The organism is Acidimicrobiia bacterium (genome assembly GCA_035948415.1).
GTDB lineage: Bacteria > Actinomycetota > Acidimicrobiia > IMCC26256 > PALSA-555 > PALSA-555.
This window is the reverse complement of record DASZJD010000123.1, coordinates 18,067-43,697: the sequence shown is the minus strand read 5'-3', so window position 1 is coordinate 43,697 and position 25,631 is coordinate 18,067. Positions and strand designations below refer to the sequence as shown.

The following is a 25,631-nucleotide window of genomic DNA, read 5'->3' as shown; positions in this document are numbered from 1 at the left end:
CCGGTCGGCTCGGGCGGGCCTGTGGACCCGTGAGTCATTAACCGGAACGACCGCGTTCCGAATTCCCGACGGTACCGACGGCGCGGCCGCCGAACAACACGACCGCCGTCACGGCGGGGCTCAGCCGCCGGCGGCGGTGACCGCCTCGAGGGCGGACCGGACTGCACCCGGGGAGGCGTTGGTGAGCGGGGCCCGCACGTCGGGGGTGGGGATCAGGCCCTGGGCGTGGAGCACCCCCTTGAACACCGCCGGGTTCGGCTCGGCGAAGCAGGCCCGGGCGACGGGCAGCAGCGCCTCGTGGTGGGCCCGACCCTCGTCGACCTTGCCGGCGAGGGCGCACTCGATCATCTCGACGTACCGGCGGGTGCAGACGTGCGCGGAGGCGGCGACGGCCCCGGAGCCGCCCAGGAGCACCAGCGGGAACAGCAGCGGGTCCTCGCCGCCGAGCACGGCGAAGCCCGGGGGCGCCTCGGCGAGCAGCCGCAGCGTGTCGCCGTCGAGGGGGGTCGACTGCTTGAGGCCGGCGACGTTCGGGGTCCCGGCCAGCCGGAGGAGGCCCTCGACGCCGAGCGCCTGCCCGGTGCGGCTCGGGATGTTGTAGAGGACGACGGGCACCGGGCTGGCGGCCGCCACCGCCTCGAAGTGGGCGACGATCCCGGCCTGGCTCGGCCGCAGGTAGTACGGGACGACGCACAGGGTCGCCGTGACCCCGGCGACGTCGGCGAGCCCGGCGGTCGCCGCGATCGTGGTCCGGGTGCTGTTCGTCCCCGCGCCGACGATGAGGTCGGCGCGGCGATCACGGCACGCCCGCGCGCACACGTCGACGACGGCGCGCTGCTCGTCGGGCTCGAGGAGCGGCGTCTCGCCGGTGGTGCCGAGCGGCACGAGCCCGGCCACGCCGGCGTCGAGGAGCCGGTGCGCGAGCCGCTCGACTGCGTCGAGCGCGACTGAGCCGTCGGCGGCGAACGGCGTGACGATCGGGATGTAGACGCCGCGCAACGTCGCGCCGGATGCCACGAGGCGAAGGCTAGCCTCCGCGTGAGTGTCCGACTTCTGGCGAATCGTGCTCACCGCGCTGTTCGGGGTGGGGACGGGGATCCTGTCGGGGATGTTCGGCATCGGCGGCGCCATCGTGTCGACCCCCGCCATCCGGGTGCTCGGCGCGACGCCGCTCGCCGCCGTCGCCTCCACCATCCCGTCGATCATCCCGTCGGCGGTGAGCGGCGCCCTCCGCTACGGGCGGGAGCGGCTCATCGACTGGCGGATCGTGGCCTGGACCGGCGGCGCCGGGATGGCCGCCGCCGTCGGCGGCGCGCTCGCCACCGACGCGGTGCCCGGGGGCGGCCACCCGCTGATGATCGCCACCGCGGTGCTGGTCGGATTCGGCGCCTATCGGCTCGGGCGACCGGCGGCGGTCCCCGAGCCGGAGCCGGTGGTGGCGACCGAGGGTCTCACCGACGCCGCGCCTGGCCTGGCGAACCTGCACGCCCGCCCGCCCCGCCGAGCGGAGCCGTGGCGCCTCGCCGTGATCGGGGTCGCCGCCGGCGCCGTCAGCGGCCTGCTCGGGATCGGCGGCGGGGTGCTGCTGGTGCCCGCGTTCACCGGCTGGGTGCGCCTGTCGATCAAGCCGGCGCTGGCGACGTCGCTGGCCTGCGTCGGCGTCCTGGCCGTGCCCGCCCTGATCACCCACGCCGCGCTCGGCCACATCGACTGGCTGTACGCGCTGCCGCTCTGCGTCGGCGTGGTGCCGGGGGCGCGCCTCGGCGCCCACCTCACGATCCGGAGCTCGGACCGGACGCTGCGGCTCCTGGTCGGCGGCGTGCTCGGCGTCATCGCCGTCGCGTACGGCCTCGGGGAGACCCTCGCCCTGGTCTGACCCGGTCGAGCCCGGCCAGGCGCCGGGCCCGATCGATGACGGCGTCGAGCATCGGCTCGGTGAGCCGGCCGGTGAACGTGTTCTGCTGGCTCGGGTGGTAGCAGCCGACGATGGTGAGCCGCGAGGTGGGCACCTCGAGGCCGTGGGCGAAGCGAGGTCGGGGCCGGGGCAGCGTCACCCCCGCGTCGCCGAGCACCCGCCACAACGCCGTGTACGCGTACGCGCCGAGCACGACCGCGACCCGAACCTGCGCCAGCACGTCGAGCTCGCGCTCGAGGTACGGCAGGCAGCGGTCGCGCTCCTCGGTCGTCGGCGCGTTGCCGGGCGGCGCGCACCGCACCGCCGCGGCCACGTAGGCCCCCCGGAGCCGCAGCCCGTCGCCGGCCCACACCGACTCGCCCCGGTTGGCGAGCCCGGCCCGGTGCAGGGCGCCGAACAGCCAGTCCCCCGACCGGTCCCCGGTGAACACCCGGCCGGTCCGGTTGCCGCCGTGCGCCGCCGGCGCCAGCCCGAGCAGGAGGATCGACGCGCGCGGATCCCCGAAGCCCGGCACCGGACGCCCCCAGTACGTCTCGTCGCGGAACGCGGCGCGCTTGGTGCGAGCCACCTCCTCGCGCCACGCCACCAGGCGCGGGCACGCGCGGCAGGCGACGATCTCGGCGGTGAGCTCGTCGAGCGCGGTCGGCACCCGCGGACGGTACCGCCCTAACCTGCCCCGCCGTGCGGCTCCTCCTCGTCGTGAATCCGACCGCGTCGTCGATGACGCCGCGGCGACGCGTTCGCATCCAGCACGCGCTCGGCGAAGCGCACCGCCTCGAGGTGGCCGAGACCGTCCGGCGCGGCCACGCCACCCGGCTCGCCCGCAACGCGGCACGCGAGGGCTTCGACGCCGTGGTCGTCGCCGCCGGTGACGGCACCTTGAACGAGGCCGCCAACGGGCTCGCCGGCACCGAAACCGCGCTCGCGGCGCTGCCCGGCGGGTCGACGAACGTGTTCGCCCGCACCATCGGCGTGCCGAACTCGCTCCGCCCGGCGACCGAGCAGCTCGTGGCCAGCCTCGCCGCCCGCTCGTTCCGGCGCGTCGGCCTCGGCGCCGGCAACGGGCGCCGGTTCCTCTTCCACCTGGGCACCGGGTTCGACGCCGAGGTGATCGAGCAGATGGAGCGCCACGCCTGGCTGAAGCGGCGCCTCGCCCACCCCGCCTTCGCGGTCACCGCCCTCACCACCTTCTTCCGCGGCTACGACCGCGCCCACCCCACCTACCGCGTGGAGGTCGGCGCCGAGACGATCGGGAACGGGTTCTTCGCCGTCGTGTCGAACACCACCCCCTACGCGTTCTTCGGGCTGCGCCCGCTCACCGTCACCCACGCCGCCGGGCTCGACCGCAAGCTGGCGCTGACCCTGTTCCGCCACCTCGAGACCCGGGTGCTGCTCCCGGCGGCGCTGTCGGCGATGGTCACCGGCCGCCGGCTCGAGCGCGACGGTGACATCGTGCAGCTCGCCGACCTCGACGCCGTGGCCTTCGTCGCCGAGAGCTCCCCGTTCCCGTGGCAGGTCGACGGCGACTACCTGGGCGAGGTCGAGCGACTCGAGGTCCGCTACGAGCCCGCCTGCCTGACCGTCGTGATGCCGATCGGCTGACCGGTCACCGGCCGAGGGCCCGGGCCGCGAGGTCGGGCACGTCGGTGATGAGCGCGTCGACACCGGCGGCCGCCAGCCGGCGGATCCGCGCCGCGTCGTTCACCGTCCACACGTGCACGGCCAGCCCGAGCGCGTGGGCCCGCTCGACCAGCGCCGGCGCCAGCCGGCGCAGCCCCCGCACGTCCGGGTGCAGCGCGGCGTGGCCTCGGTCGGCCGCCAGCGCCAGCGCGTCGCGCGGGTCGAAGCCGCGCAGCGTGAGCAGGCCCGTCGGCCGGCCCGGGTCGAGTTGCCGGTACCGGTCGAGGGTGGCCAGGTTGAACGACGAGACCACGACGTCGTCGCCGCCCCGGCCCAGCAGCCGCTCGGCCACGAGCGCCGCCACCCGGTCACCCGGGTCGTAGTCCCGCTCGCCCGGGAGGTTCTTGACCTCGACGTTCACGAGCGCGCCGGTGCAGGCGTCGAGGGCCTCGTCGAGCGTCGGGATGTCCGGGCGGGCCGCCCGCAACTCCGCGAAGGGACGGTCGGCCAGCACCCCGAACCCGGGGGCGGCGACGTCGTGGTGGACGACGACCACGCCGTCGGCGCTGCGGCGGGCGTCGAGCTCGACCCCGTCGGCGCCCAGCGCCAGCGCCAGCCGGAACGCCTCGAGGGTGTTCTCGGGCGCCCGCCGGCGGGCCCCCCGGTGGGCCCACACCCGAGCGGCGGGGCGGGCGCGCACCCGGCGGATGCTACGGGTCGACGCGAAACCCCAGGTCAAGGCCCTTGTGGACGACCGCGTCCGGCATCTACGCTCCGTGGCTCCAGGGCGACGGCCCGGGAGCAGGGACGCGCCGGAGCCTGTCGGCCCGGCAGCGGGGGCAAGGTTCGACGGCCCGAAGGCCGAGAAACTGAGGACAGCAGTGGCGCTGACGTGGATCCGCACGCACGACTGGGACGCCGAGGCCTGGCGGGGGCGCTCAGCCTGCCGGGACTCCGACCCGGACGTCTTCTTCCCCATCGGGACCACCGGCCCGGCCCTCGAGCAGATCGAGACGGCGCGGCGCATCTGCACCGCCTGCCTCGTCACCGACGAGTGCCTCGAGTTCGCCCTCGCCACCAACCAGGAGGCCGGGATCTGGGGCGGCACCACCGAGGAGGAGCGCCGCAAGCTCCGCAAGGCCTGGGTCGCCCGCCAGCGCGCCGCCTGCTGAACCGCTCCTGACCGGCTCCGCGCCGGCCGGCGCCGCCGCGCCTAGAGGGTCTCGAGCTCGACCCGCCCGGCCGGCTTCAGCGGGACCCGCAGGCTCACGCGGGTGCCGCCGTCGTCGCGGAGCTCGAGCGAGCCCCCGAGCTCGCTCGTCACCAGCCCCTGCACGATCGAGAGGCCCAGCCCGCGCGACTGCTCGAGCGTGAAGCCGGGCGGCAGCCCCACGCCGTCGTCGATGACGTCGATGGCCAGCTCGCCCTCGCCGCGGCGGAGCCGCACCCGGACGTGACCCTCGCTCGGGCCGCCCTCGTCGACCGGGAAGGCGTGGTCGACCGCGTTCTGCATCAGCTCGTTGAGCGCGACCGCCAGCGGCGTGGCCACCTCTCCCGGCAGCCAGCCCGCGTCGCCCTCGACGTCGAAGTGCAGCCGCAGCTCCGGCGTCGACACCGTCTCCTCGACGACGCGGACGAGCGGGCCGATGATGTCGGCGAAGTCGACGATGTCGGCGGCGTCGCGAGACAGCGTCTCGTGGACGATCGCGATCGACCGGATCCGCCGCTCCGACTCCTTGATCGCCTCCTGGGCCTCGGTCGAGTGCAGCCGGCGCCCCTGCAGCCGCAGCAGCGCGGCGATGGTCTGGAGGTTGTTCTTCACCCGGTGGTGGATCTCGCGGATCGTGGCGTCCTTCGAGAGCAGGATCCGGTCACGACGGCGGAGGTCGGTCACGTCGCGGACCAGCAGCATGGCGCCGGTCGAACGACCGTGCTCGAGGAGCGGGATGGCCTGGATGAGCAGCGACGTCTCGCCGCGCTCGATCTCCTCGGTGACCGGGACCCGGAGCCGGAACGCGGTCTCGGCCGCGTCCTGGTCGAAGCCGATCTCTCCGAGCTGGAGTCCGTTCGTGTAGGCGTGGATCCCCATCCGGTGCAGCGAGCTGATCGCGTTCGGGCTCGTGAACCGGATCTGGAGCTGGTCGTCGAGCAGGATCACGCCGTCGGCGACACGGGGTGCCTCCTCCAGCTGCACCTCGTCGCGGGCGAACGGGAACGCCTCCTCGGTCATCATCCGCGCGAAGCGCTCGAAGGTGTCGAGGTAGACGCGCTCCAGCTCGCCCTGCCGCCGGCCCGATGCGGTCGGCGCCTCCCGGCTCACGACCGCGATCGGCTCGTCGCGGAGCAGGAGCGGGATGCACTGGGTGCGGGCCCGCTCCGCCGACCCGAGCACGGTGGCGTCGCCGCCGACGATCTCGTGCTTCCGCCAGGCGCGGGCCACGAGCGGCCGCTCCACCTCCTGGACCACGGTGCCCACGAGCTCGGCCGGGTAGAGGGTCTGGCCCGTGACCGGACGGACGTGGGCCAGCACCACGAAGCGGTGCCCCTCCTCGCCCTCGACCGGGGCCAGGGCGATGAGGTCGGCGAAGCACAGGTCGGCCAGCGGCTGCCACGACGCCACGAGCCGCTGCAGGTGCCGCAGCGCCGCGCCCTGCAGGTCGGTGTTCGCGTGCGCGAGGTCGAGCAGCCCGACGGCCATAGGCAGAGGTTACGGAGTCCCGAGCAGCGCCCGGCCGATCTGCGCCAGCCCGGCGAGGTCGTGGACGTCGTCGGGGAAGGCCGGCACCGAGGCGACGACCTCGGGCAGCCCCGCGACCTCGGCTCGCAGCTCCCGCTCGCGCGTGGCCACGACGCTGTAGTCACGGAACGTCCCCGCCATCGTGCGCAGCACCCGGGTGACCCGGTCCGGCTCCTGGAGGACGGGCTCGTCGAGGCCCGCCAGCTGCTTGGCGATCTCGTCGGCGTGGTCGGCGAGCGTCGCCGCCGCGGCCTGGCCGTCGGCCGAGGACAGGAACTCGGGCAGCACCCGGTTCAGCACCATGGCGCCGAACGGGTACTGGCGGCGCGTGAGCTCCCGGGCGAAGAACTCCGCCTCGCGGAGCGGTGCCCCCTCCAGCGTCGTGACGACCGCGAACGTCGTGCGCCGGTCGTGGAGGAGCCGCTCGACGGCCTCGGCGCGAGCGACGAACCCGTCGTACATGCTCTGGAAGCTCAGGAAGAACTCGGCGATGTCCTGGAGGAACTGGCTGCCGAGGATCCGGTCGGCCAGCTGGTAGAAGGGCCGGCTGGCGAAGTTCACGACCCGGGCGCCGCGACGCCCGCCGAGCCGGTACGGCATGGTCAGCCACCGCAGCAGCCGCCCCCCGAAGAACTCAGCCATGCGCTTCGGCGCCTCGAGGAAGTCGATGGCGTTTCGGGTCGGCGGCGTGTCGACGACGATGAGGTCGTAGCGGCCGTTGGTGTGGAGGTCGTAGAGGCGCTCCATGGCGATGTAGTCGTGGCTCTGCACGAAGCGGGCCGTGATGTTCTGGTAGAGGCTGTTCCCAAGGACCTTGTACGCGGTCTCCTCGTCGGGGGCGTGGCGCAAGACGAGGTCGTCCCACGACGCCTTGGTGTCGAGCATCGCCGCGAACAGCTCGCCGCGAGGCTCGAGGCCCGCGCCTCGCAGCGCCTCGTCGGGCACCCGCCGCTCGACGTTGCCGATGGACTCGAGGCCGAGCGCGTCGGCGAGGCGGCGGGCGGGGTCGATCGTGAGCACGAGGACCCGGCCGCCGAGCTCGGCCGCCGCTACCAGCGCCGTGGCGGCCGCCGTCGTGGTCTTCCCGACCCCGCCCGAGCCGCAGAACACCACGATCTCGCGGGAGGCGAGCAGCGGCTCGATGCTCGTCGACGTCACAGCCCGAGCTCGCGTGCGAGGTGGTCGGCAACCACGCGCGTCACGCGCAGTCCGTGATCGCGCACGAAGAGGTACGGGAGGTAGAGCAGGGGCAGGCCGACGTCGCGTAGCCGGGCGAGGTGGGCGGCCCGGGACCGGCGCAGCGACACCGCCAGCCGCGTCGCCTCGAGGACGGCGCCGACCCCCGTCCCGACGTCGGCCTCGAGCTCGTCCCGGGCCGGGCCGTCGAGCAGCGCCTCGAAGGCGGGCTCGTCGGCGCGGTTGAACGGCTCCGGCAGCACCCGGTTGACGACCACCGAACCGAGCGGCACCGCCAGCTCGGCCCGCGCCCGCGCCACCAGCTCGATGGTCTCGTTCACCGGCATCTCCTCGGGCGCGGTGACGACATGGAGGGCGGTCACGCTCGGGTCCGACAGGAGCTGGACCATCCACTCGGTCTGCTGGCGGACCGGCCCGACCTGCACCAGCTCCTGGATGGCGCGCGGCGAGTCGAGCTGCGCGACCACGTGGCCGGTGGCCGCGGCGTCGACGATGACCACGTCCCAGTCGGCGCGACCCTGCAGCGACTCCCGGACCTCCCAGCACACCTTGCCGACGGTGAGGATCTCCTTGACGCCCGGCGCGGCGGTGGCGACGAAGTCGAGGACGTTGGCGAGCGGCCCGAGGCGGCCGAGCACCGGGACCCGCAGGTTCAGGCGGAGGTACTCGCTGAGCGCGGCCTCGGTGCGCATCTGCATGGCGCTGACCCCGGGGTACACCTCCACCGGGTCGAAGCCGACCGGCGGGTGCTCGAACAGCGACGTGAGGTTGCCCTTGGCGTCGACCTCGACGAGCAGCACCCGCCGCCCCCGGTCGGCGGCGAGCAACGCCGACGCCGCCGTGACCGTGCTCTTCCCGACCCCGCCCTTGCCGGTGAAGAAGAGGAGCCGGCGGTCGAGGAAGCCTGCGCCGAGCGACGCCGGGGTCACCGGGCGCTCAGCCGGGTCCGAACCCGACCCGCTTGGTGCTGCCGTCCAGGTCGATCTCCACGTAGGCGACCCGCTCGGCCGGCACGCCGACCCGTCGGCCGCTCACGTCGGTCAGCCAGAGCACCGACCGATCCTCGCGGAGGGCGTCGTTCACGGACTCCTCGAGCTCGGCGGCGTCGCCGTCGACCTCGACGGTCAGCTCCTTCGGGGAGTGGAGCACGCCGATCCGGACGTCCATGCGACGACTGTACGTCGAACCGGGCCGGTGCGGCTCCGCTCAGGAGATGCGGAGCTCGGGGTGGCGGACCCGCCGGGGCGCCAGCGCGTCGAGGCGCTCGGCGATGGCGACGAACGCCGCCGCCGCCTCGCTGTCGGGCTCGGCGACGGTGATCGGCCGGCCCTCGTCGCCGCCGGCCCGCAGCGCCGGCACGAGCGGGATCTGGCCGAGCAGCGGCACCCCGAGCTGGTCGGCGAGGGCCTGGCCGCCGCCGGCCCCGAAGATCTCGTAGCGCTTCCCGTCGTCGCCGGTGAACCACGACATGTTCTCGACGACGCCGACCACGGGCAGGTTCACCCGCTCGGCCATCGCCGCGCTCCGCTGCGCCACCCGCTGCGCCGCGGGCTGGGGGGTGGTGACGACGATCACCTCGGCTCGGGGCAGCAGCTGGGCCATCGAGAGGGCCACGTCCCCGGTGCCGGGGGGCAGGTCGACCAGGAGCTGGTCGGGGTCGTTCCAGTGCACGTCGGTGATGAACTGCTCGAGGGCCTTGTGGAGCATCGGTCCCCGCCAGATCACGGCCTGGTCGTCGCGCGCGAAGAAGCCCATCGACACCAGCTGCACCCCGTGGGCTCGGGGCGGGACGATCACGTCGTCGACGAGCCCCGGGGGATGGTCGACGCCGAACATGCGCGGCAGCGAGAAGCCCCAAACGTCGGCGTCGAGGGCCGCGGCGCGGTGGCCGCGGGCGGCCAGCGCCACCGCCAGGTTCGTGGTCACCGACGACTTGCCGACGCCGCCCTTGCCCGACGCCACCGCCAGCACCCGGGTGGCGGCGTCGGTGAACGGGTTCCGGCGCGGCGAGGGCGGGGCCGGCCCGGCGGCGGCGTCGACCACCGCCAGCGGGTTCGCGGCCGGCTCGCCGCGCAAGACCCGGGCGGCGCCGGCCGCCTCCGCCTCGGTCATGGGCCGGTGCTCGACGGCCACCCGCTCCACCCCGGGCAGCGCCAGGGCGGCGGCGCGGACCCGGTCGTCGAGTCGGTCCGGCGGCCAGCCCTCCTCGGGGAGCGGCAGCGCCAGGCGGACGACCACCGCGGGCCCGTCCCGCTCGACCCCGGCGACCATCCCGAGGTCGGTGACCGAGCGCCCCAGCTCGGGGTCCTCGACCCCGCGCAGCGCCGCCCGCACGTCGGCGTCGGACACGGTCACGGCGGCACTCCGGGAACGGGATTTTCCACTACCAGCGTAGGTAGAATACCGGCGTGGCCGGCGAACCCGCCCTGCGGGCGCTCCACGACCCCGACGTCACCGCCGGGGAACGCGCCTTGAGCGCCGACGAGTTCACCGCGGCCGTCGCCGCGGTGACGAACGCCTTCGGGGACCCGACCCGCCGCGACATCTACCTGTTCGTGCGGGAGGCCGCCGAGGGGGTGACGACCGCCGACGTCGCCGAGCGCTTCGCCCTCCACCCGAACGTGGCGCGCCACCACCTCGAGAAGCTCACCGGCGGCGGGTACCTGTTCGTGGAGATCGCCCGCCCCGGGGACGGGGCCCGGCCCGCCGGCCGCCCGTCGAAGCGCTACCGGGCCTCGGGCCACGACACCCTCGCCCTCCCGCTCCGCCACGACGGCGTGCTCGCCAGCCTGCTCGCCGGCGCGCTCGACGCCCTCGGGCCCGAGCCGGCCGAGGCCCTCGCCGACCAGGTCGGCTACGAGTACGGCCGCGACCTCGCCCGGCGGATGGACCCCGGCGCCGGGCACCGGTCGGCTCGCACCGCGATCGCGGCGGTCGCCGACGCCCTCACCGCCCACGGCTTCGCCGCCCACGCCGAGGCCGACGGCGACGACTTCACGATCGTGTCCGAGTGCTGCCCGTTCGGCGACGCTGCGCAGCGCTACCCGCACGTCGTGTGCGCGCTCGACCGGGGCATGATCCGCGGCATGCTCGCCGGCCTGTACGGGGAGACGTCCCCGCACTTCGAGGCCAGCCGCCCCGAGGGCAGCGACCACTGCGTCGCCCGGGTCTGAAGGCAAGCCCGTGAGCCGGGCCTACCTGGACCACGCGTCGTCCTCGCCGCTGCGACCGGTGGCGCTCGAGGCGATGCTCCCCTACCTGCGTGACCACCCCGCCGACCCCGGGCGCGTCCATAGCGACGGCCGCGTCACCCGGGTCGCCGTCGAGGACGCTCGTGTCGAGGTGGCCGCGCTGCTGGGGGCCCGACCCCGCGAGGTCGTGTTCACCGCCACCGGCACCGAGGCCGTGAACGCGGCCGTGTGGGGCGCGGTGGCCCGGGCCGCGGCCGCTCCGGCGCGGCCGCACGTGGTGACGAGCGCGGTCGAGCACTCGGCGGTGCTGGAGTCGTGCCGACGCGCCGACGCTGACGTCACCGTCGTCGGGGTCGACGGGCGAGGCCGGTTCGACGGCGACGAGGTCGTCGCCGCGCTCCGACCGGAGACGGCGCTCGTCACCGTGCAGCTCGCCAACCACGAGGTCGGGACCCTCCAGGGCGGGGTTCCCGTCGTGGTCGCGGGCGCGCGCGACAGGGGGGTGCTCGTCCACGTCGACGCCTGCGCCGCCGCCGGCCACGTGCGCCTCGACTTCGGCGAGCTCGGCGCCGATCTCTGCTCGGTCACCGCCCACAAGCTCGGCGGGCCGAAGGGGGCGGCGGCGCTGCTGGTGCGGCGTGGGGTCCGGCTGCCGCCGTTCGTGGTCGGGGGGGACCAGGAGCGGGCCCGGCGGGCCGGGACCGAGGACGTCCCCGCCATCGTGGGCTTCGGCGCCGCCGCCGCCGAGCTCGACGCCGCCGGCCGGCTCGACGCCGAGGCCGAGACCGCCCGCGCCCAGACCACCCGGCTCGTCGCCGACGCCACCGCCGTCGAGGGCGTCCACGAGCTCGGCGACCCGACGGCGCGCCTGCCGCACCTGGTGTGCCTCGCCGTGGACGGCGTCGAGGCCGAGCCGGTGCTGCTGGGCCTCGACCAGCACGGCGTGGCGGTGCACTCCGGCTCCTCGTGCTCGAGCGAGGCGCTCGAGCCCTCACCGGTGCTGGCGGCGATGGGGGTCGACGCCGAGCGGTCGCTGCGGCCGAGCGTGGGCTGGAGCACCACCGACGCCGACGTCGCCGCCTTCGGCGCCGCCTTCCCCGAGGTGATCGGGAAGCTGCGGGCCCTCCGCGGCGGCTGAGGTGGCCATGATCCCGGTCCAGCGCCTGAACCACGCCGTCCTCTACGTGCGGGACGCGGCCCGTGCCGCCGACTTCTACCGCTCGACGTTCGGGTTCGAGACCGTGGCCGAGTTCCCGGGCGCGGCGTTCCTGCGGGCGCGTGGGTCCCAGAACCACCACGACCTCGGCCTGTTCTCGGTCGGGCCGCGCGCGCCGGGCCCGGAGGCGGGTCGGGTGGGCCTCTACCACCTGGCGTGGGAGGTCGGCTCCGTCCGCGACCTGCGCGCCGCCCGCGACGCGCTCCGCGAGGTGGGGGCCTACGCCGGCGAGTCCGACCACGGGGCCACGAAGTCGATCTACGGGCACGACCCGGACGGCAACGAGTTCGAGGTCATGTGGATGCTGCCCCGCGACGAGTGGGGCGCCCACGAGCACGACGCCGCGGTCGCGCCCCTCGACCTCGACGCCGAGATCGCCCGGCACGGTTGAGGACCGAGCGCCTCGGTAGCGTGGGGGCGTGACCGACTGGCCGGGCCTCGCGGGCGAGCTGACCGACGCGCTGAACCTGGCCGCGCCCCCGATCGCGATCACCTTCGGCGCCGAGCCGCCCCCCGAGGTCGAGCCCTTCGACGCCCCGACGCCGCCCCCGACCGCGGACGGGCGAACCGGCCGCGTGCCCGCCGGCTGCGTGTTCTGGACCCACGCCACCGAGCGCACGTTCTCGACCGTGGCCGAGGACCACGCCAACTGCTCGGTCGGCAGCGTCACCCACGGGTTCACGACGCTCGAGGACGTCGCCACGAGCGCTGACGTCGCGACGCTCCTCGAGGCGGGCTGGGTGACGATGGACGCGGTGCCCCAGATCCCGACCGTGCGCACCCGCCCCGGCGCGGTGACCTACGGGCCCCTCGCCGAGACGACCGTCGACCCCGACGTGGTGCTGCTGCGCGTGCACGCGAAGCAGCTAATGGTCCTCTCGGACGCCCTCCCGGGGCTCCGAATCGAGGGCAAGCCCCAGTGCCACATCGTCGCGGTGGCGAAGGAGCAGGGCGAGGCCGCGGCCAGCGTCGGCTGCGCGCTGAGCCGGGTCCGGACCGGCATGCCCGCCACCGAGATGACGTGCGCGATCCCGGCCGCGCAGCTGCCGGCGGTGCTGGACGCGGTCGTCGCCACCGCCCGGGCCGACACCGCGGTGGCGCGCTACGCCGCCGAGGACGCCAAGCGCTTCAGCTGAGCGGCGCTACTTCTTGGCCGACTCGTAGTACGGGTTGTCGCCGGCCTCGTGGTCGGTCACGTCCACGACCGAGCTGATCTCGGGGATGGCGTCCAGGATCGCGACCTCGATGCCCTGGGTCAGGGTGACGGCGGCCAGCCCGCAGCCCTGGCACCCGCCGGACATGCGCACGTAGGCCACGCCCTCCTCCACCGCCACGAGGTCGGCCTGGCCCCCGTGGGCGGCGATGGCGGGGTTGATCTGCTCGTCGAGCACCGTCAGCACGGCTTGGGCCACCGGCCCGGAGAGGTCGGCGGAGGGACGCGAGCCCGCGCTCGGGGCCGCCGCCGGCCGGTTCGGGTTCTGCATCACCATCCCGGCGCCGGCGAAGTCCAAGGTCGCGCCTCGGAGGCGATCGACGCTCGACGCCGGCACCACGAGGGACAGGTCGTCGTGGCGCTGCACGAGGTCGTCGGTCCCGGCCTCGGCCAGCGGGCGCAGCTCCATCGTGTAGCTGAACGCCCCCGCGGACTCGCCGCTCACCTCGACCCACAGCGCGAGCGCGTCGGCGTCGGGCTCGTCGGCCCGAACCTCGAGGATCTTCTCGCGGGCGGCGTCGGTGACGACCACCGCTGGCTGGGCCTCGTCGCTCATGTGGCCATCATAAGACCGTGCCCCGTGCGCTCCTACTGCTGCCCACGGCGACCTACCGGGCCGCCGACTTCGTCGCTGCGGCCCGGGCCCTCGGCGTGGAGGTCGTCGTCGCCTCCGAGGAGGCGCCGGTGCTGGCGGCGACGATGGGCGACCGGGCGGTGACGGTCCCCCTCGACGATCCGGACCAGGCGGCGCGGGTCATCGAGGCGCTCGACGCCCGCAGCCCGATCGACGCCGTCGTCGCCGTCGACGACCAGGGCGTCGTCGTCGCGGCCCAGGCCGGCGAGCGCCTCGGCTTCCCGCACAACCCGCCGGACGCGGTCGCCCGCACCCGCGACAAGGCGGCGATGCGCGACGCCCTCGCCGCCGCCGAGGTGCCCCAGCCGCGCTACGCGCGGCTGGCGGCGCCGGACGACCTCCCCGACGTGGGCTGGCCTCGGGTCGTGAAGCCCACGCGGTCCTCGGCCAGCCGGGGCGTGATCCGCGCCGACGACCCCGCGGGCGCCGAGGCGGCCGCGCGCCAGGCGGCGGCCATCGCCGGCCAGCCGCTGCTCGTGGAGGAGTACGTGCCCGGCGTCGAGGTCGCGGTCGAGGGGCTGCTCCGCGGCGGCGAGCTCACCGTGCTGGCGGTGTTCGACAAGCCCGATGCGATGGAGGGCCCCTACTTCGAGGAGACGATCTACGTCACGCCGTCGCGGCTTCCCGAGGAGACGCTGGCGTCGGTGCGACGCGTCGCCGCCGACGCCGCCGGCGCGCTCGGCCTCACCGAGGGTCCGGTGCACGCCGAGCTGCGAGTCCACGAGGGGCGCGTGTCGGTGCTCGAGGTAGCGGCACGCTCGATCGGCGGGCTGTGCGCGCGCTCGCTCCGGCTCGGCGCCGGCATCAGCCTCGAGGAGGTGATCCTGCGGCACGCGCTGCAGCTGCCGATCGAGGACCTGACCCGCGAGCCGCAGGCATCGGGCGTGATGATGCTGCCGATCCCGCGCTCCGGCACCCTGGTGGCAGTCCGCGGCCAGGACGACGCGCGCGCCGTGCCCGGGATCGTCGGGCTCGAGGTCACGATCCCGCGTGGTCGCGCCGTGCGGGCCCTGCCCGAGGGTGACCGCTACCTCGGGTTCTTGTTCGCCCGCGCCCCGGATCCGGCCGGGGTCGAGGACGCGCTCCGACGCGCGCACGCGCGGCTGACGGTCGAGATCGCCTGAGCGCCGGTCGGCTTCGGCCGGCGGCGGGGCCGCGGCGTCGGCGACCGGTCCGCCGGCTCGGCGCCGGGCCGGGCGACCGGGCCTAGCCTCGGCCCGATGCGCGTCGCCCTGGTGTCCTGCTACGAGCTCGGCCATCAGCCGCTCGGCGTCGCTGGCCCCGCCGCCCGGCTCCGCGCCGCCGGCCACGAGGTCCGGGGGCACGACCTGGCGGTGCAGCCGTGGGACCCTGGCCTCGTCGACTGGGCTGACCGCGTGGCCTGCTCCGTGCCGATGCACACCGCCACCCGCATCGCGCGGCAGGTGATCGACGAGGTGCGGCGGCGCCGACCCGAGCTCCCGGTGGCCTGCTTCGGGCTCTACGGCGCGGCGATGGCCGACCGCGCCGACCGGGTCTTCGCCGGCGAGACCGACGCCGCGCTCCTCGCCTGGATCGACGGCGCCGACGACGGCCGGGTCGTCCACCTCGAGCGGGACGGCGGCGAGGTCCCGCGTCCGGCCCGCGAGCTCCTCCCGCCCCTCGACCGGTACGCCCGGCTCCGCTGGGGCGACCGCGAGCGGCTCGTCGGGGCCGTGGAGGCGAGCCGCGGCTGCGCGCACCGGTGTCGGCACTGCCCGGTGCCCGTCGTCTACGACGGCCGCATCCGCGTCGTGGGCGTCGACGCCGTCCTCGCCGACGTCGCCCAGCAGGTCGCAGCCGGGGCCGAGCACCTGACCTTCGCGGACCCCGACTTCCTGAACGGCCCCCACCACGCCCGCCGCGTCGTCCGAGCCGTCCACGAACGGTTCCCGGCCCTCACCTACGACTGCACGGTCAAGGTGGAGCACGTGCTCGCCCACCAGGACCTCTGGCCCGAGCTGGCGGCCGCCGGGTGCCTGTTCGTCGTCTCGGCCTTCGAGAGCGTCGACGACCGGACGCTGGCCTGCCTCGACAAGGGCCACACGACCGCCGACGCGGCCGCGGCGGTGACGCTGTTGCGCACGCACGGGATCGAGGTGCGCCCGTCCTGGCTGCCGTTCACGCCCTGGACCACCCTCGAGCAGCTCCAGGCCCTGGTCGAGTTCGTGGCCGCCCACGACCTCGTCGGCAACGTCGACCCCGTGCAGTACACGATCCGGCTGCTGCTGCCGCCGGGCTCGTTGCTCCTCGACCACCCCGACGTGGTCCCGCACCTCGGCTCGTACGACCAAGAGCGGGCGACGTACGCGTGGCGGGCCGCCGATCCGGCGGTCGACGCGCTGCAGGTGGAGCTGGCCGGGCTCGTCGAGGCCGAGACGGAAGCCGGCGCGTCGATCCCGGCCGTCTACGGCCGGGTCCGCGCCGCGCTCGGGCTCCCCCCGGTCGCGGTCGACGAGGCGCGCGCGGCGGCGGTGCCGAGGCTCAGCGAGCCGTGGTTCTGCTGCGCCGAGCCAACGCAGGCGCAGCTGCTCCCGCTGGCGCCCTGACGATCACGGGCCGAACGCGACGCGGTCTACCTTCCAGCCCTGGGCCTCGGTGCCGGCGAGGGTGAGCGAGGCGTGACCGCCCGGGTACGCGTACGTGCACTGCGGGACCCCGGGGTCCGGCCCGTCGCAGCCTTGGAAGGTCCAGGCCGCCCGGGCCCGCGCGAAGAGGGTCCCGACCGCCGCGGGTGATGCGCAGCGCTGGGCCGCGGCCGGGTCGGCGGCCATCCAGGCGTTGACGACGGCCTGCGCGGCGTCGGTCGGCGTGGAGCAGATGATGCCGACCGTCACCGACGGACCTCCCGCCGACGGCAGGGTCGACGGGACGGTCGGGGCGCTCGTGACTGGCGGCCGGGTCTGCACCCGCCCGCCGCCGCCCCCGCCGCAGGCCGCGAGCACCGCCGCGCCCGCCAGGAGCGCGGCGACGCGGGCCCTCATCCCCGCGGCCGTCGCAGCACGTTCAGCGCCGACCCGGCGCGGAACCACTCGATGTGCTCCTCGGACATCGTGTGCCGGCACGAGACATCGGTGCTCTCGCCGTCGGCGTGGCGGAGGCGGACCGTCACCGGCCGGTCGGGGGCGAGCTCGGCCAGCCCGATGATGTCGACGGTGTCGTCGGCCAGGACCCGCTCGTAGTCGTCGGGGTCGACGAAGGTGAGCGCCAGCACGCCCTGCTTCTTGAGGTTCGCCTCGTGGATCCGGGCGAAGGAGCGGACGATGATCGCCCGCCCGTTCATGAAGCGGGGCTCCATCGCCGCGTGCTCACGCGACGAACCCTCGCCGTAGTTCTCGTCGCCGATCGCGACCCAGGCGATGCCCGCGTCCTTATAGGCGCGCGCGAGCTCGGGGAGCGGGCGACGGGTTCCGTCCCGCACGTCGACGCCCGTCCCCGCCTCGTCGAGCGAGAACGCGTTGTTGACCCCACTGAACAAGTTCTGGGAGATGTTCGTGAGGTGGCCGCGGTAACGGAGCCACCGGCCCGCCGGCGAGATGTGGTCCGTGGTGCACTTGCCGACCGCCTTCACCAGCACCCGGAGGCCGAGCAGGTCCTGCCCGTCCCACGCCGGGAACGGCTCGAGCAGCTCGAGGCGCTCCGAGTCGGGCTTCACGATCACCGTGACCGCGGCGCCATCGGCGGCGGGAGGGACGAACCCGGACTCGCCGGGATCGAAGCCGGCGGCGGGCAGCTCGTCGGCTGCCGGGGGGTCGAGCCGGACCTCGTGCCCGTCCGACGCGGTGATCGGCTCGTGGACGAAGTCGTGGTCGAGCCGACCGGTCAGGGCCATGGCGACGACCGTCTCGGGCGACCCGATGAACGACAGCGTCTCGGCGTTGCCGTCGTTGCGGCGCGGGAAGTTGCGGTTGTACGACGACACGATCGTGTTGCGTTCCCCGGGCTGGATGTCGTCCCGCTGCCACTGCCCGATGCACGGGCCGCAGGCGTTGGCCAGGACGGTGGCGCCGATCGCCTCGAGGTCGGCCAGCAGGCCGTCCCGCTCGATGGTGGCGCGCACCTGCTCCGAGCCGGGCGTGACCAGCAACGGGGACCGGACCGAGAGGCCCTGCGCCTTGGCCTGCCGAGCGACGTGCGCAGCACGTCCGATGTCCTCGTACGACGAGTTCGTGCACGACCCGACCAGGGCGTAGGAGATGTCGAGCGGGTAGCGCTCCTCGGCAGCCACTCGGGCGAGCTCGGCCAGGGGGCGGTCGAGGTCGGGGGTATGAGGCCCGACGATGTGCGGGCCGAGGTCGTCGAGGTCGATGTCGATGACCCGGTCGTAGAAGCGCTCGGGCTCCGCCTCGGCCTCGGGGTCGGCGCGCAGCTGGTCAGCGTGCTCGTCAGCCAGGCCGGCGATCGCCTCTCGCCCGGTCGCCTTCAGGTACAGCCCCGAGTGATGGTCGTAGGGGAACACCGAGCAGGTGGCGCCGATCTCCGCGCCCATGTTGCAGATCGTCGCCTTCCCGGTGGCCGAGATCGACTCCGCGCCCGGTCCGAAGTACTCGACGATCGCGCCCGTGCCGCCCTTGACCGTGAGGACGCCGGCCACCGCGAGGATCACGTCCTTCGAGGCCGCCCAGCCCGACAGCCGACCGGTGAGCCGCACGCCGATGAGCCGCGGCACGCGGGTGTTGAACGGCCACCCGGCCATCACGTCCACCGCGTCGGCGCCGCCGACCCCGATCGCGACCATGCCGAGCCCGCCGGCGTTCGGTGTGTGACTGTCGGTGCCGATCATCATCCCGCCGGGGAACGCGTACTGCTCGAGCACGACCTGGTGGATGATCCCGGACCCCGGCTGCCAGAACCCGATCCCGTACTTCGACGACACGCTGCGCAGGAACTCGTAGACCTCAGAGTTCGTGTCCAGCGCCGCGGTCAGATCGGGGCCCGCCCCCGTGTGCGCCTGGATCAGGTGATCGCAGTGCACGGTGGTCGGCACCGCCACGTGGTCGAGGCCCGCGGTCATGAACTGCAGGAGCGCCATCTGGGCGGTCGCGTCCTGCATGGCGACCCGGTCCGGCCGGTAGTTGGCGTATGCCGCGCCACGGTCGAGGCCGACCGTCTCCGGGTCGTCGGCGTGGGCCAGGAGCACCTTCTCGGTGAAGGTCAACGGCCGGCCGAGCCGCCGTCGGCCCGCCGCTACGGACTCTGGGTAGCGGCGGTACCGGGACTCGACGAGCTCGAGCGGGGTGGTGGGTCCGACCTGCGATTCGGCCATCGGCGCTCCTCACTCGGCACTCCTCGCAGGCTACGTCCCGCAGCCGGCGAACTCTGCGTCGGCACCGGCGTCGAGGTGACGCCCCCGACCGCGCCGTGGCTCAGGCGGCGACGCGGGCCCGAGCCCGGCGGATGATCGGAGCCCGGGGCAGGAGCGTGTTCATCACCCGGGTCAGCGCGAACACGTTCGCCCGCACCGGGAGCGTGACCGGCGCCGGCCAGGGCAGGCCGTAGAGCCGGCGCGCCACGCGGGGCAGGATCGCCAGCGTGGCCATGGCCGGGATCGCCCACAGCGGTCGGAGGGGCAGCGGCATCGGCGGGAAGAAGATCATCCGCAGGCCCTCCCGAGCCGCCGGCGTGACCTCGAGCCCGTCGACCGATCGGAGGTACTCGCGCACCTCGCCCATCGTGCGGGGGGCCAGGCCGACCGGGAGCTCGACCCGCTCGGCCACCCGCACCATCTCGGACACGTAGCGGTCGGCGTCCTCGTCGTCGAGCCGGCCCGCGTACGCGCGGTAGGCGACGACGAAGGAGTGCACCTCGACGGCGTGGATCCAGAGCAGCAGGTCCGGGTCGCTGGCCCGGTACCAGCGCCCGGTGGTGGGGTCCAGGCCCTGCACCCGCTCGTGCACCCGCCGGACCTTCTCGCAGGCCGCCTCGGCGGTGGCGTGGTCGCCGTAGGTGGTCAGGAACACGAACTCGGTGGTGCGCTGGAGCCGGCCCCACGGGTCGACCCGGTAGCGGCTGTGCTGGTCGACTCCGGCCATGGCCCGCGGCTCGAGCGCTTGGACGAGCAGGGCCCGCAGCCCCCCGGCGAGCATGGCGGGGTCGGCGTGGAGCCGCCAGGCCACGCTGTCGGGACCGAACAGGCCGGTGTCCATCGCCGGCATGCTACGAGCGGGCGGGCGGACGCTCCCCATCGCCTCACCAGTCCGCGAACGACCGGAGCGCCGCGCGCGGCGCGCGGCGCGGCGGGTAGCGCCCGGACAACTCGAGGAGGCGGACGACGCGCGCCCGCTGGCCCTGGTACGGCGCGAGCAGCTCGAGCATCCGCTCGTCGGTGGCGCGCCGCTCCCCGGCGAGCGCCCACCCCACGAGGTGAGGCAGGTTGTAGTCGCCGACGCAGACGGCGTCGCGGTCGCCGAGCGCGGCCTGGGCCACCTTGGCCGCGCTCCACGCGCCGATCCCCGGCACCGCCGTCAGCAGGAGCGTCGCCTCGCCGGGCGCGAGCGCCGTCGCGGCCTCCAACCGCGACGCGCGCGCCGCGACGCGCCGGATCGTCTCGGCCCGCCGCTGCTCGATCCCACACCGGTGGAACGCCCAGTACGGGAGCGCCGCCAGGACGTCGGGGGCGGGCGGCACGAGCAGCCCGCAGGGGCCCGGCGCCGGCTCGCCGTGGCGTCGGACCAGGCTCCCGTACGACCGAGCGGCCTCGACGCCGGTGACCCGCTGCGCGACGACGGTGGGGACGAGCGTCTCGACGACGGCGGCCGTCCGCCCGAGCCGCAGCCCCGGCCGCCGGCGGTGCAGGTCGCGCACGAGGCCGGGCGCGGGCCCGAACCCGGTGGGGTCGTCGTCGAAGCCGAGGAGCTCGGGGAGCTGCTCGAGCGCGGCGTCCGCACCGGGACCCCACGCCTGCGCGGCGATCTCGCCGCCCTCGGCGGTCAGCGCCAGGGTGGCCGCCCCCGCCGACGTGCGCGTGGCCCGCCACGCCGTGCCCGAGCCGAGGCGCAGGCACGGGTCCTGCCGTCCGTGGCGGAGCCGGCCGAGGGTCAGGGTCAGGTCGAGGGGGCCGGGCGGCCGGAGCCGGCGCTCACGCACCGGCGCATCATGTCAGCGGTCGTGCTCCTCGACGGTGACCGATCGGATCACGTCGCCCACCGCGATCGACTGGGCAACGTCGACCCCGTCGACGACGTGACCGAAGAGGTTGTAGGACTTGGCGAGCTTGGTGGTGCAGTCGTCGATGCAGATGAAGAACTGTGAGCCGTTCGTGTCCGGGCCCGCGTTCGCCATCGCGACCGCGCCGAGCGTGTACTCGCCACGAACGGGCTCGTCGGCGAACTTGTAGCCGGGGCCGCCGCGCCCGGTGCCCTCCGGGCACCCACCTTGGATCACGAACTCGGGGACCACGCGATGGAACGTGAGCCCGTCGTAGTAGCCCTGGCGGGCCAGGGCCACGAAGTTGTTGACCGTGTTCGGGGCCAGCTGGGGGTCGAGCTCCAGGGTCATGCCGCCGCGGTCGGTGTCGATGGTGGCGCGGTAACCCTTCGAGTCGTCGATCTGGTGGGCAGGGGGTGCGGTCACGGCTTGGCCTTTCCTCTCGGAGCGGACGTGGCGGGGGGTCCCGTCAGGGCGTTGGTCACCTGGGCGAGGAGCTGGCGCACCGGCTCCGCGTACTGGCCGTTCGGGGCCAACACCAGGTAGCGCTGGCACTCGTTCTGGGCGCCCACGAAGTCCTGGAATTCGTTGGCGAGCACGATGGCACGGAAGAAGTGGGCGTCGGGGTACTGGGGGTTCAGCTGCACGGCGTGGTCGAGCCGAGCCCGGCTGAGGCTCACGAGCCGCGCCGCGTTCGCGGGGGACGCCTGGGCGGTCAGGTAGAGGATGCGGCCGGCCTGGGCCTCGGCCTCGGCGTTCGACGGGTCCATCTTCGTGATCTGGTCGTACTGGGCGAGGGCGCCGGCCAGGTCGTTGCCCTGCTCGAGCGCGCTGGCGAGGAGGAGCCGGGCCTGGACGTCCTGCGGGTTGCGGGCCACCGCGGCCTGGAGCGCCTGCCGGGCCGCCGTGGCCGTGTCGGCGGCGGAGCCGGTGCGCACGGCGCTGTTGCCCGAGGAGGTCTGGCCCGGGAGGCGGGCGCCGAGCGCGGCGGCGAGCGCGATCCCCGCGAGCGTGGCGAACCCGAGCACCGCGGCCAGGATCAGCGCCCGCCGCCGGATCGACTTCGTCGGCGGCGCCGGCAGCGCGTCGACACCGTCCCGCAGCTGGCGGATCACGGCCGCGGCGCGGGCGGTGTAGTCGTCGTGGAGGCGGGCGTACGACTCGGCGTCGATCCCGCCGGCGGCGCGCTCGGCCTCGAGGTCGTCGAGCGACCGGAGCAGGAAGTCGCGCTCGGCTTCGAGGCCCTCGCGCCCCTCGGCGGCCGGCTCCGTGACCTCGGTCATCAGCTCACCCGCTGCGGACCCGCTCGACGAGCACCTCGTCGGCGGGCGTCGCGCGCAGGCGGGGCTGGCGACGCCACCGCGCGAACGCAAAGCCGAGGCCGGCGACGGCCAGCGCCACCGCGACCACGGGCAGGCCCCACACCAGGATCCCGAACCCGCTGCCGGACGGCTTCAAGAGGATCGATTCGCCGTAGCGGTTGACGTAGACCTGGCGGATCGTGGCGTCGGACTCGCCGGCCGCCGTCCGCCGCTGCAGGTCGGCTCGGATCGCTCGGGCCGTGCTGCTCGACGAGTCGGCGACGGAGAGGGCCTGGCAGTCGGGGCACCGGAGCTCGGTGCCGAGCTCGTGGGCGCGCTGCGCCGCCGTCCGGGACCCCGAGCTGGGCCACGCCGCCCACACCAGCGCGGCGACGACGACGGCGGCGAGGCCGGCCCAGCTGAGAGCCCCTCGCGTCGTCACCGGACCGCTCGCGCCGCCGCGAGCAGCGTCTCGAGGGTGCCGACCGACGCCGGTCCGATCTCGGCGCCGGCGATCACGCCGCTCGGGGAGATGGCGTAGGTCTCCGGCTGGCCACGCGTCCCGAAGGCCAGGGAGAGGGCGGCGCCGGGGTCAGCCGCGAGCGGCCAGGTCATCCCCTCGGCGCTCGCGTACTGCCGGGCGGCGTCCGTCGTGTCGTCTCGGACCACGCCGAGCAGCACGTAGCTCGAGTCGCCGGCGTGGCGCTGCGCGAACTGCCGGAGCGACGGCAGCTCCTGCTGGCACGGGATGCACCACGAGTTCCAGAAGTTCACGAGCAGCGGCTTCCCCGCCAGGCTCTGGGTCGAGAGCGTCTGGCCGTCGAAGGTGTGCGCGGTGAAGGTGGGCGCCCGCTTCCCGACCAGCTGGCTCCGCTCGGTCGCGGCCTGCGGGTTGGTCCCGACCTGGGTGGCGAGCACGATCCCGAAGGCCGCCACGGTCACGCCCACGGCGACGGCGGCCCACCGGGCGGGATGGCTCATACCGGCACGACCTCGGGCTCCTCGGGCCGCGGGTCCGCGACCGGATCCCGGGCCGGCACCTCGAGCGGCAACCGGGCCCGCCGACGGAGGCGGGGCGACAGCGCGATCCCCGTCCCGACCGCGACCACGCCGCCGCCGATCCAGAGCCACACCACCATCGCGTTGATGCCGACGCCGATCGTCACCCGACCGCGCTGGTTCGGGGTCGACACGACGGTGAGGTAGACGTCGCGCAGCAACCCCGACCGCACCGAGGGCGTCCCGATGCCCTCGGCGGTGTTCGGGAAGGTGGAGATCGCGGGGGCGTACACGCCGAGGCTGCTGCCGTCGTGGTGAATGGCGACGAGCACCTTCACGCTCGTCTTCTGCGCGCTCCGCACCGTGCGGGACCCGACGTAGGTGAGCCGATACCCGCTCACCGTGGCCGACTGGCCCCGGGCGAGCTGCACCTCGCGCTTCGTCGTGAAGGCCCCGAACCCGGCCAGGGCCAGGGCGATGCAGACCACGCCCACGTGCACGACGAGGCCGCCGTAGAGGCGCGGGTTCCCACCCACCGTCCGTCGCAACGCTCTCGGCCAGCGCTCGGCCTCGGCCCGGCGACGCGCCGCGACACCGACGACGAACTGGCGCGCCACGCCGGCGACCGCGAAGGCGGCGAGCCCGAAGGCCAGCACCGTCGTGACGCCTCGGGTGCCGAGCGCCAGGGCCACGAGCATCGTCGCCGCGCCTGCGTAGGCGGGGACGATCAAGCGCCGGCGGAGGACCTCGGCCGTCGACGCCCGCCACGGCAGCGCGGGCGCCACGGCCATGAGCAGCAGCAGCGCGATCCCGAGCGGCGTGGTCATCCGGCTGAAGTACGGCTCCCCGACCGAGAGCTGGCGGCCCTGCAGCGCCTCGGCCAGTAGCGGGTACACGGTGCCGAGGAGGACGACGAAGGCGAGCCCGGCGAAGAGCAGGTTGTTGACCAGGAACGCCGACTCTCGGGACACGGGGGCGTCGATGCGCCCGGGTGAGCGCAGCCGGTCCCCGCGCCAGGCGATGAGGCCGACGCCGACGGCAGCGACGATCGCCAGGAACACGAGCAGCCACGGCCCGATGCCGGACTCGGTGAACGAGTGGACCGAGTTGAGCACGCCGCTGCGGGTGAGGAAGGTGGCGAGGATCGTGAGGCAGAAGGTCGCCAGGACCAGCGAGAGGTTCCAGACTCGGAGCATCCCGCGGCGTTCCTGGACGATCACCGAGTGGAGGAACGCCGTGGCGGTCAGCCACGGCAGGAGGGCGGCGTTCTCGACTGGGTCCCAGGCCCAGAACCCGCCCCAGCCCAGCACCTCATAGCTCCACCAGGCCCCGAGGATGATGCCGACCCCCAGGCAGCCCCAGGCGAAGAGCGTCGAGCGGCGCGTGTCCTCGAGCCAGCCCTCACCGAAGCGGCCGGTGATGAGTGCGGCCGCCGCGAACGCGAACGGGACCGTGAAGCCGACGAGCCCGAGATAGAGCAGCGGCGGGTGGAACGCCATCAGGGGGTGGTCCTGCAGCAAGGCGTTCGGACCGCGACCGTCAGCCGGCGCCGAGCTCAGCGTCCGGAACGGGTTCGCGGGCCCGAGCATGAGCGCGAAGAAGAACAGCGCCACGACGAGCCCGACGAGGTTCGCCCAGGCCACCACCGGATCGGTGGCCCGGGCTCGGAACCGGTGCGCCATGTACGCCAGGTAGCCCCCGAGCACGAGCGTCCACAGGAGGATCGAGCCCTCTAACGCGGCCCAGAGGCCGGTGACGGTGAAGAGGAGCGGGGTCGCCCGGGCGTTGTTCTCCGCCACGTACCGCAGCGAGAAGTCGTGGGTGAGCAGCGCCCATTCCATCGCCCCGGCGGCGACGGCGGCGGCGGCGAGCACGGCGAACAGGAACCGGCGGCCCACGGTCAAGAGGTGATCGTCGTGGGACCAGAGCCCCCGGGCCAGCGTGACGATCCCGAGCCCGGCCGCGCTCGCGCCGAGGGCGACGCCCAAGATCCCGAGCGACGCCTTCATCGGCCGCCTGCCGACGACTGCTTCACGGCCGGCGGCCGGTAGTCGCTGCCGTGCTTGATCAAGATCCGGTCCGACGCGAAGCTCCCGTTGGCGGCCCAGTGGCCCTCGCAGACGATCGGGGCGCCGTCCTTGAAGAGCTGGGGCGGGTCGCCGTGCTGGACCACCCGTGCCGTTGCCTTCCCGTCGGTCACGCGAAAGTCGACGCCGGCCCGAGTCGGGACGATGGAGCCGTTCACGACTGCGCCCGCCATGCGGAAGCGAGAGCTGTCCTGGCGATGCGCGACCGCCTCCGAGACCGTCCGGAAGTACTGGATGTTCTGGGAGAGCACGACGACCAAGGCGATGATCGCCGCAAGCGCACCGACGCACATGGCGATCGCGACGTAGGTGCGACGGCGACGGTGCTTCATGCGCCTCGGTCTAGGCGCTCGGCGC

The 25,631-nt window shown here is 74.7% G+C and carries 28 protein-coding genes; 9 read left to right on the top strand and 19 right to left on the bottom strand.

Features of this window, described 5'->3' with window-relative positions; genetic code table 11:
- Positions 1–120 precede the first annotated feature (120 nt).
- Entirely contained in the window at positions 121–1,017 is an 897-nt protein-coding gene (dapA, locus tag VG869_16495; protein HEV3452785.1) for a 4-hydroxy-tetrahydrodipicolinate synthase, read from the bottom strand.
- 25 nt (positions 1,018–1,042) lie between these two features.
- Here dapA and VG869_16490 point away from each other — a divergent pair, with 25 nt between their 5' ends.
- On the top strand, positions 1,043–1,876 hold the full coding sequence (locus tag VG869_16490) for a sulfite exporter TauE/SafE family protein (GenBank protein HEV3452784.1): 834 nt from the start codon (positions 1,043–1,045) through the stop codon (positions 1,874–1,876).
- On the opposite strand, the gene VG869_16485 is transcribed toward VG869_16490, so the two are convergent.
- Entirely contained in the window at positions 1,830–2,564 is a 735-nt protein-coding gene (locus tag VG869_16485; protein ID HEV3452783.1) for a uracil-DNA glycosylase, read from the bottom strand. The genes VG869_16490 and VG869_16485 overlap by 47 nt on opposite strands.
- A gap of 32 nt (positions 2,565–2,596) precedes the next feature.
- On the opposite strand from VG869_16485, the gene VG869_16480 reads away from it, so the two are divergent.
- Positions 2,597–3,517, top strand: coding sequence for a diacylglycerol kinase family protein (locus VG869_16480; protein ID HEV3452782.1), 921 nt, complete (start codon positions 2,597–2,599; stop codon positions 3,515–3,517).
- 4 nt (positions 3,518–3,521) lie between these two features.
- On the opposite strand, the gene VG869_16475 is transcribed toward VG869_16480, so the two are convergent.
- Complete coding sequence (locus tag VG869_16475; protein HEV3452781.1) at positions 3,522–4,235, bottom strand: glycerophosphodiester phosphodiesterase; 714 nt, start codon at positions 4,233–4,235, stop codon at positions 3,522–3,524.
- 181 nt (positions 4,236–4,416) lie between these two features.
- Here VG869_16475 and VG869_16470 point away from each other — a divergent pair, with 181 nt between their 5' ends.
- Positions 4,417–4,707 carry a WhiB family transcriptional regulator gene (locus VG869_16470; GenBank protein ID HEV3452780.1) on the top strand — a complete coding sequence of 97 codons (291 nt, stop codon included), beginning with the start codon at positions 4,417–4,419 and terminating at the stop codon, positions 4,705–4,707.
- A gap of 41 nt (positions 4,708–4,748) precedes the next feature.
- Here VG869_16470 and VG869_16465 read toward each other — a convergent pair whose 3' ends face one another.
- Genes VG869_16465 through VG869_16445 form a run of 5 tightly spaced genes read right to left on the bottom strand, consistent with a single transcriptional unit; the run spans position 4,749 to position 9,824 of the window.
- Positions 4,749–6,233 carry a sensor histidine kinase gene (locus VG869_16465; protein ID HEV3452779.1) on the bottom strand — a complete coding sequence of 495 codons (1,485 nt, stop codon included), beginning with the start codon at positions 6,231–6,233 and terminating at the stop codon, positions 4,749–4,751.
- Positions 6,234–6,242: 9 nt separating this feature from the next.
- Entirely contained in the window at positions 6,243–7,430 is a 1,188-nt protein-coding gene (locus VG869_16460; protein HEV3452778.1) for an ArsA-related P-loop ATPase, read from the bottom strand.
- Positions 7,427–8,398: an ArsA family ATPase gene (locus VG869_16455; GenBank protein HEV3452777.1), complete on the bottom strand. Its 972-nt coding sequence runs from the start codon at positions 8,396–8,398 to the stop codon at positions 7,427–7,429. Before VG869_16455 ends, VG869_16460 begins: the two co-directional genes overlap by 4 nt.
- A gap of 7 nt (positions 8,399–8,405) precedes the next feature.
- Entirely contained in the window at positions 8,406–8,636 is a 231-nt protein-coding gene (locus VG869_16450; GenBank protein ID HEV3452776.1) for a DUF3107 domain-containing protein, read from the bottom strand.
- Between the two features lie 39 nt (positions 8,637–8,675).
- A complete protein-coding gene (locus VG869_16445; GenBank protein ID HEV3452775.1) occupies positions 8,676–9,824 on the bottom strand; it encodes an Mrp/NBP35 family ATP-binding protein in 1,149 nt (382 codons plus the stop codon).
- 53 nt (positions 9,825–9,877) lie between these two features.
- Here VG869_16445 and VG869_16440 point away from each other — a divergent pair, with 53 nt between their 5' ends.
- Genes VG869_16440 through VG869_16425 form a run of 4 tightly spaced genes read left to right on the top strand, consistent with a single transcriptional unit; the run spans position 9,878 to position 13,012 of the window.
- Positions 9,878–10,642: a helix-turn-helix domain-containing protein gene (locus tag VG869_16440; protein HEV3452774.1), complete on the top strand. Its 765-nt coding sequence runs from the start codon at positions 9,878–9,880 to the stop codon at positions 10,640–10,642.
- Between the two features lie 10 nt (positions 10,643–10,652).
- Positions 10,653–11,798 (top strand): cysteine desulfurase family protein, encoded by a 1,146-nt coding sequence (locus VG869_16435; protein ID HEV3452773.1) that lies wholly within the window; start codon positions 10,653–10,655, stop codon positions 11,796–11,798.
- A gap of 7 nt (positions 11,799–11,805) precedes the next feature.
- Complete coding sequence (locus tag VG869_16430; GenBank protein ID HEV3452772.1) at positions 11,806–12,267, top strand: VOC family protein; 462 nt, start codon at positions 11,806–11,808, stop codon at positions 12,265–12,267.
- 28 nt (positions 12,268–12,295) lie between these two features.
- Positions 12,296–13,012, top strand: a complete 717-nt coding sequence (locus VG869_16425) for a DUF169 domain-containing protein (protein HEV3452771.1) — start codon at positions 12,296–12,298, stop codon at positions 13,010–13,012.
- Positions 13,013–13,018: 6 nt separating this feature from the next.
- Here the strand turns inward: VG869_16425 and VG869_16420 are convergent, their stop codons facing one another.
- Positions 13,019–13,645 carry a NifU family protein gene (locus VG869_16420; GenBank protein HEV3452770.1) on the bottom strand — a complete coding sequence of 209 codons (627 nt, stop codon included), beginning with the start codon at positions 13,643–13,645 and terminating at the stop codon, positions 13,019–13,021.
- 17 nt (positions 13,646–13,662) lie between these two features.
- Between VG869_16420 and VG869_16415 the strand changes: the two genes are divergently transcribed.
- Positions 13,663–14,847, top strand: coding sequence for an ATP-grasp domain-containing protein (locus VG869_16415; protein HEV3452769.1), 1,185 nt, complete (start codon positions 13,663–13,665; stop codon positions 14,845–14,847).
- A 96-nt stretch (positions 14,848–14,943) separates the two neighbouring features.
- Entirely contained in the window at positions 14,944–16,290 is a 1,347-nt protein-coding gene (locus VG869_16410) for a CUAEP/CCAEP-tail radical SAM protein (GenBank protein HEV3452768.1), read from the top strand.
- A 3-nt stretch (positions 16,291–16,293) separates the two neighbouring features.
- Here VG869_16410 and VG869_16405 read toward each other — a convergent pair whose 3' ends face one another.
- From VG869_16405 to VG869_16360, 10 genes are all read right to left on the bottom strand, one after another.
- Positions 16,294–16,725 carry a hypothetical protein gene (locus tag VG869_16405; GenBank protein ID HEV3452767.1) on the bottom strand — a complete coding sequence of 144 codons (432 nt, stop codon included), beginning with the start codon at positions 16,723–16,725 and terminating at the stop codon, positions 16,294–16,296.
- The gene (locus VG869_16400) at positions 16,722–19,007 is read right to left on the bottom strand and encodes an aconitate hydratase (GenBank protein ID HEV3452766.1); all 2,286 of its coding nucleotides are present in this window, start codon (positions 19,005–19,007) and stop codon (positions 16,722–16,724) included. Before VG869_16400 ends, VG869_16405 begins: the two co-directional genes overlap by 4 nt.
- 100 nt (positions 19,008–19,107) lie before the next feature.
- Positions 19,108–19,887, bottom strand: coding sequence for an oxygenase MpaB family protein (locus VG869_16395; GenBank protein HEV3452765.1), 780 nt, complete (start codon positions 19,885–19,887; stop codon positions 19,108–19,110).
- A 43-nt stretch (positions 19,888–19,930) separates the two neighbouring features.
- Positions 19,931–20,827, bottom strand: coding sequence for a DNA-3-methyladenine glycosylase 2 family protein (locus tag VG869_16390; GenBank protein ID HEV3452764.1), 897 nt, complete (start codon positions 20,825–20,827; stop codon positions 19,931–19,933).
- Between the two features lie 12 nt (positions 20,828–20,839).
- Positions 20,840–21,313, bottom strand: a complete 474-nt coding sequence (locus tag VG869_16385; GenBank protein ID HEV3452763.1) for a peptidylprolyl isomerase — start codon at positions 21,311–21,313, stop codon at positions 20,840–20,842.
- Positions 21,310–22,170: a tetratricopeptide repeat protein gene (locus VG869_16380; protein HEV3452762.1), complete on the bottom strand. Its 861-nt coding sequence runs from the start codon at positions 22,168–22,170 to the stop codon at positions 21,310–21,312. The genes VG869_16385 and VG869_16380 overlap by 4 nt, the downstream gene beginning before the upstream one ends.
- A gap of 4 nt (positions 22,171–22,174) precedes the next feature.
- Complete coding sequence (locus tag VG869_16375) at positions 22,175–22,630, bottom strand: cytochrome c-type biogenesis protein CcmH (protein HEV3452761.1); 456 nt, start codon at positions 22,628–22,630, stop codon at positions 22,175–22,177.
- Entirely contained in the window at positions 22,627–23,169 is a 543-nt protein-coding gene (locus VG869_16370) for a TlpA disulfide reductase family protein (GenBank protein ID HEV3452760.1), read from the bottom strand. Before VG869_16370 ends, VG869_16375 begins: the two co-directional genes overlap by 4 nt.
- Complete coding sequence (locus tag VG869_16365) at positions 23,166–25,196, bottom strand: cytochrome c-type biogenesis CcmF C-terminal domain-containing protein (GenBank protein HEV3452759.1); 2,031 nt, start codon at positions 25,194–25,196, stop codon at positions 23,166–23,168. The genes VG869_16370 and VG869_16365 overlap by 4 nt, the downstream gene beginning before the upstream one ends.
- Positions 25,193–25,606: a cytochrome c maturation protein CcmE gene (locus tag VG869_16360; protein ID HEV3452758.1), complete on the bottom strand. Its 414-nt coding sequence runs from the start codon at positions 25,604–25,606 to the stop codon at positions 25,193–25,195. The genes VG869_16365 and VG869_16360 overlap by 4 nt, the downstream gene beginning before the upstream one ends.
- Positions 25,607–25,631 lie beyond the last annotated feature (25 nt).